General features: G+C 66.6%; 14 protein-coding genes. 10 read left to right on the top strand and 4 right to left on the bottom strand.

All coding sequences use genetic code 11. The features are described from left to right. Both QZH66_RS03340 and QZH66_RS03335 read right to left on the bottom strand, forming a co-directional pair. Positions 1 to 771 (bottom strand): TatD family hydrolase, encoded by a 771-nt coding sequence (locus tag QZH66_RS03340; protein ID WP_305804538.1) that lies wholly within the window; start codon positions 769 to 771, stop codon positions 1 to 3. Positions 772 to 775: 4 nt separating this feature from the next. Further along, positions 776 to 997, bottom strand: coding sequence for a DUF6116 family protein (locus tag QZH66_RS03335; protein ID WP_305804537.1), 222 nt, complete (start codon positions 995 to 997; stop codon positions 776 to 778). 160 nt (positions 998 to 1157) lie between these two features. Between QZH66_RS03335 and QZH66_RS03330 the strand changes: the two genes are divergently transcribed. The 6 genes from QZH66_RS03330 (at position 1158) to QZH66_RS03305 (ending at position 9555) form a co-directional block, all read left to right on the top strand. After that, entirely contained in the window at positions 1158 to 1982 is an 825-nt protein-coding gene (locus QZH66_RS03330) for a glycine zipper 2TM domain-containing protein (RefSeq protein WP_305804620.1), read from the top strand. 376 nt (positions 1983 to 2358) lie between these two features. Next, on the top strand, positions 2359 to 3018 hold the full coding sequence (locus QZH66_RS03325; protein WP_305804536.1) for a glutathione S-transferase family protein: 660 nt from the start codon (positions 2359 to 2361) through the stop codon (positions 3016 to 3018). A 44-nt stretch (positions 3019 to 3062) separates the two neighbouring features. Further along, positions 3063 to 5339 (top strand): thiamine pyrophosphate-dependent enzyme, encoded by a 2277-nt coding sequence (locus tag QZH66_RS03320; RefSeq protein WP_305804535.1) that lies wholly within the window; start codon positions 3063 to 3065, stop codon positions 5337 to 5339. A 2-nt stretch (positions 5340 to 5341) separates the two neighbouring features. After that, positions 5342 to 7291, top strand: coding sequence for an asparagine synthase (glutamine-hydrolyzing) (gene asnB, locus QZH66_RS03315; protein ID WP_305804534.1), 1950 nt, complete (start codon positions 5342 to 5344; stop codon positions 7289 to 7291). Positions 7292 to 7359: 68 nt separating this feature from the next. Next, on the top strand, positions 7360 to 7908 hold the full coding sequence (locus tag QZH66_RS03310) for an NADPH-dependent FMN reductase (protein ID WP_305804533.1): 549 nt from the start codon (positions 7360 to 7362) through the stop codon (positions 7906 to 7908). A 222-nt stretch (positions 7909 to 8130) separates the two neighbouring features. Beyond that, positions 8131 to 9555 carry a replicative DNA helicase gene (locus tag QZH66_RS03305; protein ID WP_305804532.1) on the top strand — a complete coding sequence of 475 codons (1425 nt, stop codon included), beginning with the start codon at positions 8131 to 8133 and terminating at the stop codon, positions 9553 to 9555. A 9-nt stretch (positions 9556 to 9564) separates the two neighbouring features. Here QZH66_RS03305 and QZH66_RS03300 read toward each other — a convergent pair whose 3' ends face one another. Then, positions 9565 to 10428: a hypothetical protein gene (locus QZH66_RS03300; RefSeq protein WP_305804531.1), complete on the bottom strand. Its 864-nt coding sequence runs from the start codon at positions 10426 to 10428 to the stop codon at positions 9565 to 9567. A gap of 152 nt (positions 10429 to 10580) precedes the next feature. Here QZH66_RS03300 and QZH66_RS03295 point away from each other — a divergent pair, with 152 nt between their 5' ends. Both QZH66_RS03295 and QZH66_RS03290 read left to right on the top strand, forming a co-directional pair. Beyond that, the gene (locus QZH66_RS03295) at positions 10581 to 11987 is read left to right on the top strand and encodes a deoxyribodipyrimidine photo-lyase (RefSeq protein ID WP_305804530.1); all 1407 of its coding nucleotides are present in this window, start codon (positions 10581 to 10583) and stop codon (positions 11985 to 11987) included. A 137-nt stretch (positions 11988 to 12124) separates the two neighbouring features. Continuing rightward, positions 12125 to 12820, top strand: a complete 696-nt coding sequence (locus QZH66_RS03290) for an OmpA family protein (protein ID WP_305804529.1) — start codon at positions 12125 to 12127, stop codon at positions 12818 to 12820. Positions 12821 to 13190: 370 nt separating this feature from the next. Here the strand turns inward: QZH66_RS03290 and QZH66_RS03285 are convergent, their stop codons facing one another. Then, positions 13191 to 14213, bottom strand: a complete 1023-nt coding sequence (locus QZH66_RS03285; RefSeq protein ID WP_305804528.1) for a GGDEF domain-containing protein — start codon at positions 14211 to 14213, stop codon at positions 13191 to 13193. 94 nt (positions 14214 to 14307) lie between these two features. Here QZH66_RS03285 and lexA point away from each other — a divergent pair, with 94 nt between their 5' ends. Together lexA and imuA are read left to right on the top strand one after the other, a co-directional pair. Further along, the gene (gene lexA, locus QZH66_RS03280; protein ID WP_305804527.1) at positions 14308 to 14916 is read left to right on the top strand and encodes a transcriptional repressor LexA; all 609 of its coding nucleotides are present in this window, start codon (positions 14308 to 14310) and stop codon (positions 14914 to 14916) included. Continuing rightward, entirely contained in the window at positions 14916 to 15536 is a 621-nt protein-coding gene (gene imuA, locus QZH66_RS03275) for a translesion DNA synthesis-associated protein ImuA (RefSeq protein ID WP_305804526.1), read from the top strand. Before lexA ends, imuA begins: the two co-directional genes overlap by 1 nt. The last annotated feature ends 6 nt before the right edge of the window (positions 15537 to 15542 follow it).

Below are 15542 nucleotides of genomic sequence, written 5' to 3'. Positions count from 1 at the left end.
TCAGCGTGCCGGCAGGTTGAACAGGCGGCGGGCGTTGGCGGTGGTTTGCGTGGCGATCTCGGCCACCGGCTGCCGGCGTAACGCCGCCACCGTCTCGACAATGTGGGTGAGCCGCGCCGGTTCGTTGCGTTGGCCGTGGATGGCCAGGTCCGGCTGGTCGGGTGCATCGGTTTCCAGCAGCAGGAATTCCAGCGGCATCCCGGCCACCAGCGTGCGCAGGCGATTGGCGCGCGGATAGGTGATGGGCCCGCCAAGGCCGATCAGGAAGCCCAGATCCCACAGCTGGCGCGCCTGCTCGGGGCTGCCGGAGAAACTGTGCACCACGCCGCGCAAGCCACCGGTGCGGCGGATCGACAGAATCACTTCCTCCACCGCGCGCCGCGCGTGCACGATCAGCGGCAGCCGGTGGTCGCGGGCCAGCTGCAGCTGGCCGTTGAAATAGTGGCGCTGGCGGTCCGGGTCCAATCCCTCGATGAAGAAGTCCAGCCCGCATTCGCCGATCGCGCAGGGGCGCTCACGTTCAATCCATTCACCCAGCGCGGCCAGATGTTCGGGCCGGTGTTCGGCCAGGAACATCGGATGCAGGCCAAAGGCAGGGTAGAGACCGGGATGCTGGGCGCACACCGATTTCAGCTTGGCCCAGCTGCCGGCGGTGACCGCCGGAACCACCTGGGCCACCACTCCTGCGGCCGCGGCGCGCGCCATCACGGCGCTGCGGTCGGAATCGAATTCGGCCGCATCCAGATGGCAATGGCTGTCGATCAATTGCACCGGCTCAACGCCTGCGCGGCAGCGCCGGCGGCTGGACCGGATCCTTGCGGCGCTTCCAGTTGGCCAGCAACAGGGTACCCAGGCCGAACAGGATCTCGTCGATGAATGGCACCGGGTCGGGCAGCAGCACGCTGAGCACGAACAGCGCGGCGGTGATTTTGAACAGGGTGGGATAGCGCAGCTTGCGCGCCCATCCCAGCAGCGGCAGCAGTATCGGGCTCGACATGGCGGGGTCCTTCAGGATCGTGGAAGACGCTAACACGCCCGATATTGCGACGCAGGCTCAACTTTCGAAGGGCAATTGTTAGGGCCGGATGGATCTGTTCAGCTTGATCATGGTGGAATTGCGCCCATCAACAGTGCGGATCTTCCGCAAGGAGCTGGAAATGAAGAGCAACACGACAACGATCCTCGTTGCTGCGGGAGCCTTGCTGGTCGGCGGCATCGCCACTGCTGCATTCATGAGTGGCCGCGACAAGACCCCCGCGGTGCTGGGCGATGCCGGTCGTCCGGTGCTTGATACCGCGCTGGTGGCCGACGATGCCGTGGCCAAGGATGAGCTGGCTGCCGGTGGCAAGCTTGAATACGCCGATGTGCTCAAGGTCAACCCGGTGACGCAGAAGGAAAAGCTGTACGCCGCGGTCATCGGCACCGAGCCGGTACGGGAAACCTCGACCACCACCGTGCCGCGTGAAGTGTGCGAGGACGTGCAGGTGCAGGAACGCCTGCCGGAGCGTGACGGCAACGTCGGCGGCACCGTGGCCGGTGCGGTGATCGGCGGCCTGCTGGGCAACCAGGTTGGCGGCGGCAACGGCAAGAAGGCGGCCACGGCGGCCGGTGCGGTGGCGGGCGGGGTGATCGGCAACCAGGTCGACAAGCGCCATGTGGGTGGCCGCGTGGTCACCCGCACCGAGCGTCAGTGCCGTACCGAGAACAGCACCTCCGAGTCCTCGCGCGTGACCGGTTACAACGTCACCTACCGCAACGCCGACGGCACCACCGGCACCATGCGCATGGACAGCAAGCCCGGCAGCCGGATCGCCATGGGCAATGCCAACCAGACCATCGGGTACGACGTGACCTATCGTTACGATGGCCAGGAAAAGACCATCCGTATGCCGGCCAAGCCGGCCAGTGACCGCCTGCCGGTGGTCGATGGCCAGGTGGTGACGCAGACGGCTGCGGTCGAAACGGCGTCCAGCAAACAGTAACCGCCATCCCATGGATGACAGCACCGGGGCCGGCATTGCCGGCCTCGTTGCATTTCAGGGTCACGACCAAGCGCCGGGGCCGCATCGGCGGGCATCGGCTGGCTATCGGGAACGTTGGGATGGGAGAGGGGGCCATTCCATCGCCCGGGACAACGTCAACGCACGGCGGTGGCCCAGGCTGGGCCCGTCCTGTTGATTGGCGGATCGAGCGCCTGCCGGCCCGATCGGCACGCAATCCGGGGACGGGTTGAATCGCGGCAGGCGTGGCGCGGCCGCGGCCGCCCGGACGATTGCTGCGGCGGCCCTTTTCAATACGATGTGATTGCGGTGTGATTGACGGCGTCCGGTATCGGCAACCACCCGAGGAATCGCAGCGATGGGCACTCCGCGAGCGCCACTGACCGTATATGGCATGTCCACCTCGGGCAATTGCCACAAGGTGCGGTTGCTGCTCGAGCAGTTGGGCAGCCGTTACCGCTGGGTGGAGGTGGACAGTGCCCACGGCCAGACCCGCAGCGCCGAGTTCCTGGCGCGCAATCCGAATGGAAAAGTGCCGATCCTCGAGCGCGAGGACGGCCGCATCCTGACCGAATCCAACGCCATCCTGTGCTGGCTGGCTGAAGGCACGCCGTTTCTGCCCGCGGACAGATGGCAGCGCGCGCAGGCGCTGTCGTGGATGTTTTTCGAGCAGTACAGCCACGAGCCGTATATCGCGGTGGCGCGTTTCATCTGCGGCTGGACCGCCGCTGATTCGCCGCGCCGCGGCGAGCTGCCTGCGCTGCGCGCGCGCGGGCACCAGGCGTTGGCGGTAATGGAACGGCATCTTTCCGACAACGACTGGTTCACCGGTGCGGATTACGGCATCGCCGACATCGCGCTGCACGCCTATACCGCGGTCGCGCCGCATGGCGGCATCACGCTGGAGCCGTACCCGTCAATCCGGCGCTGGCTGGCGCGGATCGGCCAGCAGTCCGGCTTTGTGGCGATGCCTGAACCTGACGCCGAGGCCGGCGCCCGAATCGCCCGATCACACTGAATCTTCCTCTCATCATCTCCCGTCGTGGAGCGGAGTCCGACTGCATGTTCGCAAGTGTTCCCCATCCCATTCCGGCACGTATGAAGGGTCTGAACCGCGCCGAGATCTGTGACTTCAACTTCACCGAATTCGTAAAAGGATTGCCCGAGGGGCCGCGTAGCGCGCCGCAGGACGAGGCGCCGGTGGTGCCGGGAAGCGCCCTGGATGTGCGCGGGTTCCGCGAACTGTTCCAGTCGCAGCTGATCAGCCGCCATCTGGACCTGATGGCGCGCGTGCTGCGGGTACAGAACAAGGTCTTCTACACCATCGGTTCCTCCGGCCACGAGGGCAACGCCATGGTGGCGCGGGCGGCGCGGCATACCGATCCGGCGTTCCTGCACTACCGCTCCGGCGGGTTCATGGCCGAGCGCTTCCGCAAGCTGCCGGGCATGGACCCGGTGATGGATTCGGCGCTGTCGTTTGCCGCCAGCAAGGATGATCCGGCCAGTGGCGGCCGCCACAAGGTGTGGGGCAGCAAGCCGCTGTGGGTGCTGCCGCAGACCTCCACGATCGCCTCGCACCTGCCCAAGGCACTGGGAACGGCGATGGCGATCGAGGCCGGCAAACGTCTGGGGCATCCGCTGCCCATTCCCGAAGACAGCATCACCATCTGCTCGTTCGGCGACGCCTCGGCCAACCACGCCACCGCGCAGACCGCCTTCAATACCGCGTCCTGGAGCGCGTACCAGAAGCTGCCGGCGCCGGTGCTGTTCGTGTGCGAGGACAATGGCATCGGCATTTCGGTGAAAACCCCCAGCGGCTGGATCGGCGAGAGCTTCCGCAACCGCCCCGGGCTGGATTACTTCCAGGCCGACGGGCTGGATCTGGCGCACGGCTATGCGGACGTGCAGCGCGCGGTGCAGCACTGCCGGCAGACGCGGCGGCCGACCTTCCTGCATCTGCGCACGACCCGGCTGATGGGCCACGCCGGTACCGATTTCGAGATCGAATGGCGGGCGCTGGACGAGTTGTGCGCGGTCGAGGCGTCCGACCCGCTGCTGCGCTCGGCGCAGATCGCGGTGGAGTCCGGTGTCATGGACAAGGCCGAAGTACTGGCGCTGTACGAACAGACCCGCCAGCGCTGTTTTGCCGCGGCCGAAGCGGCGGACCAGCGCCCGCGGCTGGCGTCACTGGCCGAGGTGGTGCGGCCACTGGCACCGTATTCGCCGGACAAGGTGCAGGCCGAAGCGGCGCGGGCGGATTTTGCCGCGCGGCGCCTGCAGGTCTTCGGCAGCGAAGCGGCTTTGCCGGAAAACCAGCCGCCGCGGCATCTGGCGGTCCAGATCAACCAGGCACTGCACGACCTGTTTTGCAAGTACCCCGAAACGGTGCTGTTCGGTGAGGACGTGGCGCAGAAGGGCGGGGTCTACACGGTCAGCAAGGGCCTGTTGAAAGCCTTCGGCGCGCGCCGGGTGTTCAACACGCTGCTCGATGAAACCATGATCCTGGGCATGGCCCAGGGGTTCGCCAACATGGGCATGCTGCCGGTGCCCGAGATCCAGTACCTGGCCTACCTGCACAACGCCGCCGACCAGCTGCGTGGCGAGGCCTGCTCGCTGCAGTTCTTCTCCAACGACCAGTATCGCAATCCAATGCTGGTGCGCATTGCCGGGCTGGGTTACCAGAAGGGCTTCGGCGGTCACTTCCACAATGACAATTCGATCGCTGCCATCCGCGACATCCCCGGGCTGGTGGTGGGCTGCCCGTCGCGCGGCGATGACGCCGCCACGATGCTGCGTACCCTGGCGGCGCTGTCCAGGGTGGACGGGCGGGTCTGCGTATTCCTTGAACCGATCGCGCTGTACATGACCAAGGATCTGCATCAAGCCGGAGATGGCCAGTGGCTGTTCCCGTACCCGGCAGCGGATGAGGCGATGCTGCCGGGCGAAGGGCGGGTCTATGCCGAAGGCGCCGCGGACCTGGTGATCTTCACCTATGGCAATGGCGTGCCGATGAGCCTGCGTGCGGCCACGGGTATCGAGGCCGCGCACGGCTGGAAGGTCAAGGTGGTGGACCTGCGCTGGCTGGTGCCGTTGAACGCGGACTTCATCGCCGCGCAGGCGGCCGGGACCCGGCGGATCATTGTGGTGGACGAGGGGCGGCGCAGTGCCGGGGTGGGCGAAGGGGTGATCACCGCGCTGGTCGAGGCCGGTCACGGCGCGCTGCCGATGCGTCGGGTGGTGGGCGCCGACACCTATACCCCGTTGGCCGGTGCGGCGTTGCTGGTGCTTCCGGGCGACAATGACATCTTGAACGCCGCCGCGGAGCTGGCGCAGGAATAGATATGTGTGGATTGGCGGGAATGCTGCTGCCGGTGGCGCGGCAGCAGGAGCAGGTGTTGTCGGCGTTGGCCGGGGCGATGGGCGATGCGTTGGCCCACCGTGGCCCGGATGACCGCGGGGTGTGGGTCGATGCGGCCGAGGGCGTCGCCCTGGCCCATCGCCGCTTGAGCATCCTCGACCTCTCGCCGCTGGGCCACCAGCCGATGGCCTCGGCCGATGGCCGCTACCAGTTGGCCTACAACGGCGAGATCTACAATTTCGCCGCGCTGCGCACCGAGCTGGAGGCGGTCGGCCATGGCTTCCGCGGCCACTCGGACACCGAGGTGTTGCTGGCGGCGATCATGCAGTGGGGGCTGGAGATGGCGCTGCAGCGCTGCAACGGCATGTTCGCCATCGCGTTGTGGGACCGCCAGCAGCGCTGCCTGTCATTGGCCCGTGACCGCGTTGGCAAAAAGCCGCTGTACTACGGCTGGGCCGGTGACGCCCTGGTGTTCGGCTCCGAACTCAAGGCGCTGTGGCAGCACCCGGATTTCGACAACGGCATCGACCGCGACGCGCTGACCCTGTTGCTGCGGCTGGACTACATTCCGGCGCCGCATTGCATCCACGAGCGCGCCTTCAAGCTGATGCCCGGGCGCATCCTGCGCCTGGATGCGGCCAGCGTGGCCGCGGGGGCCGCCGCGCACCGGCCGGATCAGGCGCAGCAGCCATTCTGGAACGCGCGCGAGCGCATGCAGGCGGCACTGGTCCATCCGTTCAGCGGTGACGACGCGCAGGCCGAGGAACAGCTGGACCGGCGCCTGCGCCAGGCGGTGGGACTGCGGATGGTGGCCGACGTGCCGGTCGGGGTGTTCCTTTCCGGCGGCACCGATTCCTCCATCGTCGCGGCGATGATGCAGGCGCAAAGTACGCAGCCGATCCACAGTTTCAGCATCGGCTTTGCAGGCTCGCACCACGACGAGGCGCCGCTGGCCAAGGAGGTGGCCACCCATCTGGGCAGCGACCACACCGAGCTGTATGTCACCGGCGCCGACGCGCTGGCGGTGGTGCCGCAGCTGCCGGCGATGTTCGATGAACCCTTTGCCGATGCCTCGCAGGTGCCCACCGCGCTGGTCGCACGGCTGGCCCGTGGCGGCGTCACCGTGGCGTTGTCCGGCGATGGCGGCGACGAGCTGTTTTTCGGCTACACCCGTTACCAGCGGGCAATGCGCAACTGGGCGATGCTGCGGAAGGTGCCCGGCGCGGTGCGCGGCTGGCTGGGCCAGCGCGCCGCCGGACAGGGCGAGGCTTCACGAGCCGGGGGACTGGCGGCGCTGCTGGCCGAAACCGGTGCCCGGGGCATCGGCGATGTGTACCGCAACCGGATTTCGCGCTGGCGCGATCCTGCCGCGGTGGTGCTGGGCGCGCATGAGCCGGCCACCTTCTACAGCCTGGCCGATCCGCTGCATGGCGCCGGCAGCCCGGCCGACGCGATGATGCTGGCCGATTTCACCACCTATCTGGCCGACGATTTGCTGTGCAAGGTCGATCGCACCACCATGGCGGCCAGCCTGGAAGCGCGGGCGCCACTGCTGGACTGGGAAGTGGCCGAGTTCGCCTGGTCGTTGCCGATGCGGATGAAGCTGCGCGATGGCGTCAGCAAATACCTGCTGAAGAAGGTGCTGTGCCGCTATCTGCCGGCGCCGATGGTGTATCGCGGCAAGCGCGGCTTTGGCGCACCGGTCACCCAGTGGCTGCGCGGTGACCTGCAGCCGTGGGCGGGCGATCTGCTGTCGGCGCCGCGCCTGCACGGAGACGGCATATTCGATGCTGCGGCCATCGGCGCGATCTGGGGGCGGTTCCGCCAGGGCGAGCGCAAATGGCATACCCACCTGTGGAATGTGCTGATGTTCCAGGCCTGGCAGGAGCACTGGCGCGCGAGCCGGGCCGATGTGGCCTCACGTTCGTCGTGACCGTTCTTCACTGTTGCCGAAGGGGACGCTGACTACGCTGTGCGGGTCTTTTCCTTTGGAGGACCGGCATGTACCGCATCGTTGTTTTCGTCGGCAGCCTGCGCAAGCAGTCCATCAACCTGCAACTGGCCCGCGCGCTGGAAAAACTGGCCGCCGGCCAGGCCACGTTCGAATACGCGCGGATCGATGACCTGCCGTTGTACAACCAGGACAATGACGGCGATTTCCCGGCACAGGGCGTGCGCCTGAAAAATCACGTGCGCGGTGCCGACGCGGTGCTGTTCGTCACCCCCGAGTACAACCGCTCGATCCCGGGCGTGCTCAAAAACGCGATCGATACCGCTTCGCGCCCTTACGGCGACGGTGCCTTCGATGGCAAGCCGGCGGCGGTGATCGGGGCCTCCCCCGGCGCGCCCGGTGCCGCCATGGCCCAGCAGCATCTGCGCAACGTGCTGGTGTTTGTGAACCTGGCGGTGATGGCGCAGCCGGAGGCGTTCCTGCAATTCAAGGAGGGGTTGATCGAGGCTGATGGCAGCATCAGCAACGAGGGCACCCGCAAGTTCCTGCAGGGGTTTGTCGATGCGTTCATCCGCTGGATCGGCAAGCACCACGGCTGAATCGTGCCGGCGCATGGGACGGGCGCCATCTGCGATAATCCCCGTCCCGGCGCCGCAAGGGGGCCGGTCGCATGTTGTGCGATGTGACCGTGTCACGACCGGCGGGCGGTGACCGCCTTATCCCGGTTTGTAGACAGGTTATCCACAGCTTTGTCCGTGGCTCCGGCTGCCGGCGCATGTCTACCATGCCCGACGGTTATTCAATGCAGGAAGTGCTTTTTCATGTCCGCCCGTTCTGGTTTCCGTTCCGACCGCAGCGACCGTAATGACCGTTCCGAGCGCAGCGAGCAGCGCATCGACAGCCTGCGCGTGCCGCCGCATTCGGTGGAAGCCGAACAGGCGGTGCTGGGCGGCCTGATGCTGGCGCCGCAGGCGTTCGACCAGGTCAACGAGCAGCTGACCGAGAAGGATTTCTACCGCCGCGACCATCAGCTGATCTACCGCGCGATCCGTGAGCTGTGCGAGCGTGACCGCCCGTTCGACGCCGTCACCCTGGGCGAATGGTTCGAGTCGCAGGGCAAGATGGAAGTGGTCGGCGATGGCGCCTATCTGATCGAGCTGGCCAGCACCACGCCGTCGGCGGCCAACATCAGCGCCTACGCCGAGATCGTGCGCGACAAGGCGGTGCTGCGGCAGCTGATCCAGGTCGGTACCGACATCGTCAACGATGGCTTCCAGCCGGAAGGGCGTGACAGTGCCGAGCTGCTGTCCAGCGCCGAGAAATCGGTGTTCGCCATCGCCGAACAGGGCGCGCGCGGCCGCACCGACTTCGTGGCGATGCCCGGCGCGCTGAAGGACGCGTTCGAGGAGTTGCGCAACCGTTTCGAGAACGGCGGCAACATCACCGGCCTGCCGACCGGCTATACCGATTTCGATGCGATGACCGCCGGCCTGCAGCCGACCGACCTGATCATCCTTGCCGCGCGTCCGGCCATGGGCAAGACCACGCTGGCACTGAACATCGCCGAGTACGCGGCGATCAAGTCGAAAAAGGGCGTGGCGGTGTTCTCGATGGAAATGTCCGCCTCGCAGCTGGCGATGCGCCTGATTTCCTCCAACGGCCGCATCAATGCCCAGCGCCTGCGGACCGGCCAGCTCGAGGACGAGGACTGGAGCCGCGTCACCGGTGCGATCCGGATGCTGAAGGAAACCAAGATCTTCATCGACGATACGCCTGGCGTGTCGCCGGAGATCCTGCGGTCCAAGTGCCGCCGGCTCAAGCGCGAGCATGACCTGGGCCTGATCGTGATCGACTATCTGCAGCTGATGTCGGTGCCCGGCAACAGCGAGAACCGCGCCACCGAAATCTCCGAGATCAGCCGTTCGCTCAAGGGGCTGGCCAAGGAGCTGAACGTGCCGGTGATCGCGCTGTCGCAGCTCAACCGCTCGCTGGAAACGCGGACCGACAAACGTCCGGTGATGGCCGACCTGCGCGAATCCGGCGCCATCGAGCAGGACGCGGACATGATCGTGTTCATCTACCGCGACGACTACTACAACAAGGAAAGTTCGCCGGACAAGGGCCTGGCCGAGATCATCATCGGCAAGCACCGTGGTGGCCCCACCGGTTCGTGCAAACTGAAGTTCTTCGGCGAATACACCCGTTTCGACAACCTCTCGCACGACTCGGTCGGCTCGTTCGAATAGGCCATCCGCTCAGGGGCGCCCGTTGCGCTCCTGGGTCAGCTTGCCCAGCACCTTCACCGCGAAGCCGCCACCGGGCACCGCGGCCGAGGCCATTTCCGCGCCCAGCTCGAACAGCATCTCGCGCGACATCACGGTATCGAGCTTGTCGCGGAACCACTGGCCATCCTCCACCACCTCGCCGGTCAGGCCGTCGATCTCGATCACGCCGATCTTGCCGGCGCCGGTCCACAGGTATTCGAAGGCGAACACCGGGCGGAAGTACAGGTTGGCGCTGACGAATTCCAGCAGGTCGTTGTCGATGCGGTGGGCGTCGATCGCTTCGGCGGCCAGCTGCGACTTGATCACCTGGATCACCGAGGCGAAGGGCATCTGCGGGGCGACGCCGCCGGGAAGATCCAGTTGCTGCTGCTCCACCGCGCGGTAGCGTTGCACATAGCCCTGCAGCTTGGCCTGGCGGATCGGGCGTTTCAGCCCGTCCTGGTACAACATCGTCTCGATCTTGCGGTGGCACAGTTCATTGACGGCCAGCTCCACCCGCGGTTTGTTGCCGTTGGCCAGCACCTCGAACGCCTGCCCGGCGATCTCCAGCTGGCGCGCATGGGGATTGGTGACCTGCAGCGGATATACGGCCTCATGCACGTAGTCGATCTCGCGCCGCGCGGCCACATGCCAGAACGGCTCGTAGCGCAGCTCCGATTTGGACAGGTTGACCGTCTCGGCCCTGGGCCGGTTCAGCGGGTTCAGGCGTGCCAGCGTGCCGAACGCGGACAGCTTGCTCTTCTCGGCCTGCTCCTGGGCCGCACGCGCTGAATACACTTCATCGAAAACCAGGATCCGGTAGATCGAAGCATCCGCACTGAGCTGCGTTTCCATCACGGCACCTCGTCGCTGGCGCACACCCGCACGGGGCGCGTGGGCGGGCCGCTGCGGCCGCCGTTGCGGATCATGGCACAGCCGCAGGGGCACTCTTTTCACCGGGCGACCACCTATCATCAGCGTCTTCGAACTGGCCGGTGCCTCAGAAAATGTCCGTTGCGTTGGTGTGGTTCAGGCGTGACTTGCGCCTGCAGGACAATCCCGCATTGCAGGCGGCGCTTGCGGCCGGGCACGAACCGCTGCTGGTCTATGTGCATGCGCCCGACGAGGAGGGGGCGTGGGCGCCGGGCGCGGCCTCCAATGCCTGGTTGCACCGTTCGCTGGCGAACCTGGATGCGGACCTGCGCGCGCGTGGCTCGCAGCTGGTGATACGCCATGGCCCGAGTGCCGCAGCACTGCAGCAATTGATTGCCGAAACCGGCGCGCAGGCGGTGTACTGGAACCGCAAGTACGAGCCGGCCACGCAGGCGCGTGACGCCGCCCTCAAGCGCGAGCTGCGCGGGCAGGGCATCGTTGCCGAAAGCCACAACGGCAGCCTGCTGTTCGAGCCGTGGGAGCTGGCGACCCAGCAGGGCGGGCCCTACAAGGTGTTTACCCCGTTCTGGCGCACTGCGTTGACCCGCTGGAAGCTGCCGGTGCTGTCCGCCGCGCCGGCCGCCCTGCCACGCCCGTCCATTTCCGGCGTGCCACTGGACGCGCTGCAGTTGCACCCGGCGCTGGCCTGGGACAACGGGTTCTGGGAACACTGGCAGCCCGGGGAAACCGGGGCCCACGAGGCGCTGGACGTTTTTGTGGAAGGCGCGCTGCAGGGCTACCGGCAGCAGCGCGACCTGCCGGACCGGGTGGGCACTTCGCTGTTGTCGCCGCATCTGCATTTCGGTGAAATCGCGCCGTGGCATATCGCCACGGTGCTGGAGCGGCAGCGCACCGCGGCCAACGAAGCCGACGTCAACGGCTATCTGCGCGAACTGGGCTGGCGCGAATTCTCCACGCACCTGTTGCACCACTTCCCGCACACCAGTGAGCGCAACCTCAACCCCCGGTTTGACCGGTTTGCCTGGACCGCGCCCGATCCACCGCTGCTGGCGGCATGGCAGCAGGGGCGCACCGGCGTTCCGATCGTCGATGCCGGGATGCGCGAACTGTGGGCCACCGGCTACATGCACAACCGCGTGCGGATGATCGTGGCCAGCTACCTGTGCAAGCACCTGCGGCTGCATTGGCTGCATGGCGCGCGCTGGTTCTGGGACACACTGGTGGACGCCGACCTGGCCAACAACACGATGGGCTGGCAATGGGTCGCCGGTACCGGCGCGGATGCGGCGCCGTATTTCCGTATCTTCAACCCGGTGACACAGGCGCAGAAATTCGATCCGGAGGCACGCTACATCACCCGCTGGGTGCCCGAGCTGGGCGCGCTGCCGCTCAAGGCGCGCTTCGCCCCGTGGCTGTTCCCGGCATTGCTGGCAGACAAAGCGCTGGACTATCCGCGGCAGCCGCTGGTGGATCTGGCCCAAGGGCGGGAGGCGGCGCTGGCGGCATACCAGCGGGTGTGAGTCCTGTTTGAACGGCACACACAGAAACATGAATGGATGCCACAGAATGCGGCGCTCGTCATGCACGCATCGCGTACGGCTGTTTATGCTTCACCGGCCACGTCATGCCGCCCTGTCCGGCCCCAAGGAGAAACATCATGATCCGATCCGCAACCCGCAATGTGTCCCTCGCGCTGCTCACCGCCGCTGTCCTGTCTGCTTGCGCCACTGGCGGCTCGTATGTGCAGAGCGACCAGTACGGCAACCCCACCCAGCAACAGAACCGCACCGGCAAGGGCGCGGTGATCGGGAGCGCCATCGGTGTCGCAGCCGGTCTGCTGACGGGCAACAGCGCGACCGAGCGTCGCCAGCACGCCATGATCGGCGCCGGTATCGGTGCACTCAGTGGTGCGGCGGTGGGCAACTACCAGGATCGCCAGGAACGCGCGCTGCGTGAGCGCACCGCCAACACCGGCATCGATGTGCAGCGTCAGGGCGATAACATCACCCTGAATCTGCCGGATGGCATCACCTTCGATTTCAACAAGACCTCGTTGAAGCCGCAGTTCTACAGTGCGCTCAACGGCGTGGCCAGCACGTTGACCGAATACAACCAGACCATGATCGAAGTGGTGGGGCATACCGACAGCATCGGCACCGATGCCGTCAACAACCGTATCTCCAAGGAGCGCGCCGATGCGGTGGCGGCCTATCTGACTGCACAGGGCGTGCAGCGTGCGCGCATTGAAACCCTGGGTGCCGGCAAGGCCTATCCGATTGCCAGCAACAGCACCGATGCCGGCCGGGCGCAGAACCGTCGCGTCGAGATCCGGCTGATCCCGCTGCGTTCGTGATCGTTGCGATCGTCTGACAGCGATAACAGGAAGGGAAGGCCGCGCAAGCGGCCTTTCCGGTATCTGCAGCGGCGAAGTGCCCACGTACACGCGTTGCCGTCAACGACCCGGTTGTCCTGGGCTGGTCGGCCGCCTCCTGCTGCGCTTCCGTGCGGCGGAACATGCGATGCCTGGGGTTCAAGCGCGGTGCGGGAGTTCCAGCCGCGTGCGGACAAGGCGGCGCACCGTGGCGCGGATCTGCCGATACTCCGTCGCAGCCGACTGGCCGCTGCGGTCAATGCGGGCGATGCCTGCTTTCGCAAGCGGTACCGCCGTGCTGCTGGTGAGACACGGCGGGACAGTGCGCCCCTGTCCGCTCGGCTGCGCCGGATCAGGCGACCTCTTCGACGATGTCTTCGGCGATGACATAGGTGTTGCGGCCGTTGCTTTTGGCCCGGTACAGCACCGCATCGGCGCGTGAAAACCAGTCCTGCCAGTGTTTCTCCCCGCCGTACATGGCCGCGCCCAGTGAGATGGTGATACGTCCATCCGGGCCGCGCAGTGACTGGTAGACCGCTTTGCGTATGCGTTCGGTAAAACTTTCCAGGTTTTCGCGCGAGGTGGCATGGGCCAGAATCACGAACTCCTCGCCCCCGAAGCGGAACACCCTGTCATGTTCGCGCAGTTCGAAGCGCAGGATCATCGACAGGTCCGACAAAGCGGTGTCGCCAGCGCTGTGGCCATGGCTGTCATTGATGCCCTTGAAATGGTCGATATCGAGAATCACCAGCGCATGCTGGTAGCGGTCGGCGCGGGCATCGCCAATCAGCTGCAGCAGGGTTTTTTCCAGCATGCGCCGGTTGGGCAGGCCGGTGAGGCTGTCCAGTGCCGCCAGTTGCTCCAGCCGGGCACGGTCGCCCTGCAGGCGCCGGGAAAAGTGGTAGCCGATACCGAACGTGAGGGCGATCACGATGAGACCGGGAACATTGGCCGGATTGCCCAGCAGCAGGTCCGGGGTGGCCAGCAGGGCCGCCACCAACAGCAGATTGGCCGGGGCGGCCACCTGGATGCGGGCGATGAAGAAATTGGCCATCAAGGCCAGATAGGACCAGGCCAGGGCGGTGGGCCCAAGCCACCAGGCCGCGAGCAGGCTGCCCAGTACGGTGCTGATGCACAGCAATATTCCGGCCCCTTCCCAGCGGTGTGCCGACTGCCGCAGCATCAGGGTGGCGATGATGGCCGGCAGCGCGCACACCGCTGAAATGGCGGCGTTACCCGGGTGGCCGCCAACCCCTTGCCACAGTCCGAACAGCACCAGCACCAGTGCGGTAACCGGGGCGAGGGTGTGAAGCGGCGCGCCGCGCAATTCACGTTGGACGGCGGACAGGGCGGAGTGGTCGCGCGAAGGTTTCATATGCCTTCGACAATAACAGGGATCGCGTATTCACTATTTTCACTGTTCCGTTACCGCTGGTGGGTAAACGCACAATAGAGTACAAATGTACTCCATGAGCGAACTCAGTCCCCGCCGCGCCACCATCCTGGCTTTCATCCGTGATCGGGTCAGCGGTCATGGCCAGCCGCCGACGCTGGCGGAAATCGCACAGGCCTGTGGCCTGGCCTCGCGCGGGGCGGCGCGCAAGCATGTGCTGGCACTGTCCGGGGCGGGATTGATCGAGGTCACCGCCGGGCAGGCGCGCGGCATCCGTCCGGCCGGATTGCAGGCGCGGGCCGACCTGCTGCGGGTGCCGGTTCTGGGGCGGGTGGCGGCCGGCATCCCGATCGGCGCCGATGCCGGGCTGGTGGATACGCTGGCGCTGGATGCGCGGCTGTTTTCCACCAAGCCGGACTATCTGCTGCGGGTGCAGGGCGATTCGATGATCGAGGACGGCATTCTCGATGGCGATCTGGTCGGGGTCCGCCGCAGTGCCGATGCCCGTAATGGCCAGGTGGTGGTGGCACGGCTGGACGGCGAACTGACCATCAAGCGGCTGTCGCGCTCGACACATGCGCTGCGCCTGCTGCCGCGCAATCCGGCCTATCAGCCGATCGAAGTGGAGCCGGGGCAGGATTTCGCCATCGAGGGCGTGTTCTGCGGGCTGGTAAGGCGCGGCTGATGGGCGCCGTTGTGGCTCTGGACAGTCTGCTGCACGAGCGCCGGATCTGGCGTGGCCGGCCGGTGCCAATGCCGGCCAGTCGCCAGCCCAGTGGGCATGCCGCGCTGGATGCGGTCCTGCCGACCGGCGGGTGGCCGGAAGCCGCTTTGACCGAGGTGCTGGTGCCGGCCGATGGCGTGGGCGAATTGCGCTTGTTGTGGCCCTCGCTGGCACGGCTGACCCAGGCCGGCGAGCGGGTGGTGTTGATTGCACCGCCCTACATTCCCTACGCGCCGGCCTGGCAGGCCGCCGGCATCGAGTTGCGCCAGCTGCAGGTGGTACAGGCGCCGCAGTTGCGCGATGCGCTGTGGGCCGCCGAGCAGTGCCTGCGTTCGGGCAGCTGCGCGGCGGTGTTGTGCTGGCCGCAGCTGGCCGATGATCGCGCCTTGCGCCGGCTGCAGGTGGCGGCCGAATCCGGGCAGACCCTGGGTTTCGCCTGCCGGCCGTTGCCGGCGGTGCGCAATCCCTCGCCGGCCGCGTTGCGGATTGCCATCGACGCGCAACCTGCGCAGTTGCGGGTGCTCAAATGCCGCGGTGGATTGGCGCCGACGCGGCCGATCCCCTTCGCCGCGGTGCAATGAGGGGCT

It is taken from the genome of Stenotrophomonas sp. YIM B06876, assembly GCF_030711595.1.
In the GTDB taxonomy this organism is placed as follows: domain Bacteria; phylum Pseudomonadota; class Gammaproteobacteria; order Xanthomonadales; family Xanthomonadaceae; genus Stenotrophomonas.
Note: the sequence above shows the minus strand (reverse complement) of the source record. Positions and strands in the feature narration are given on the sequence as shown.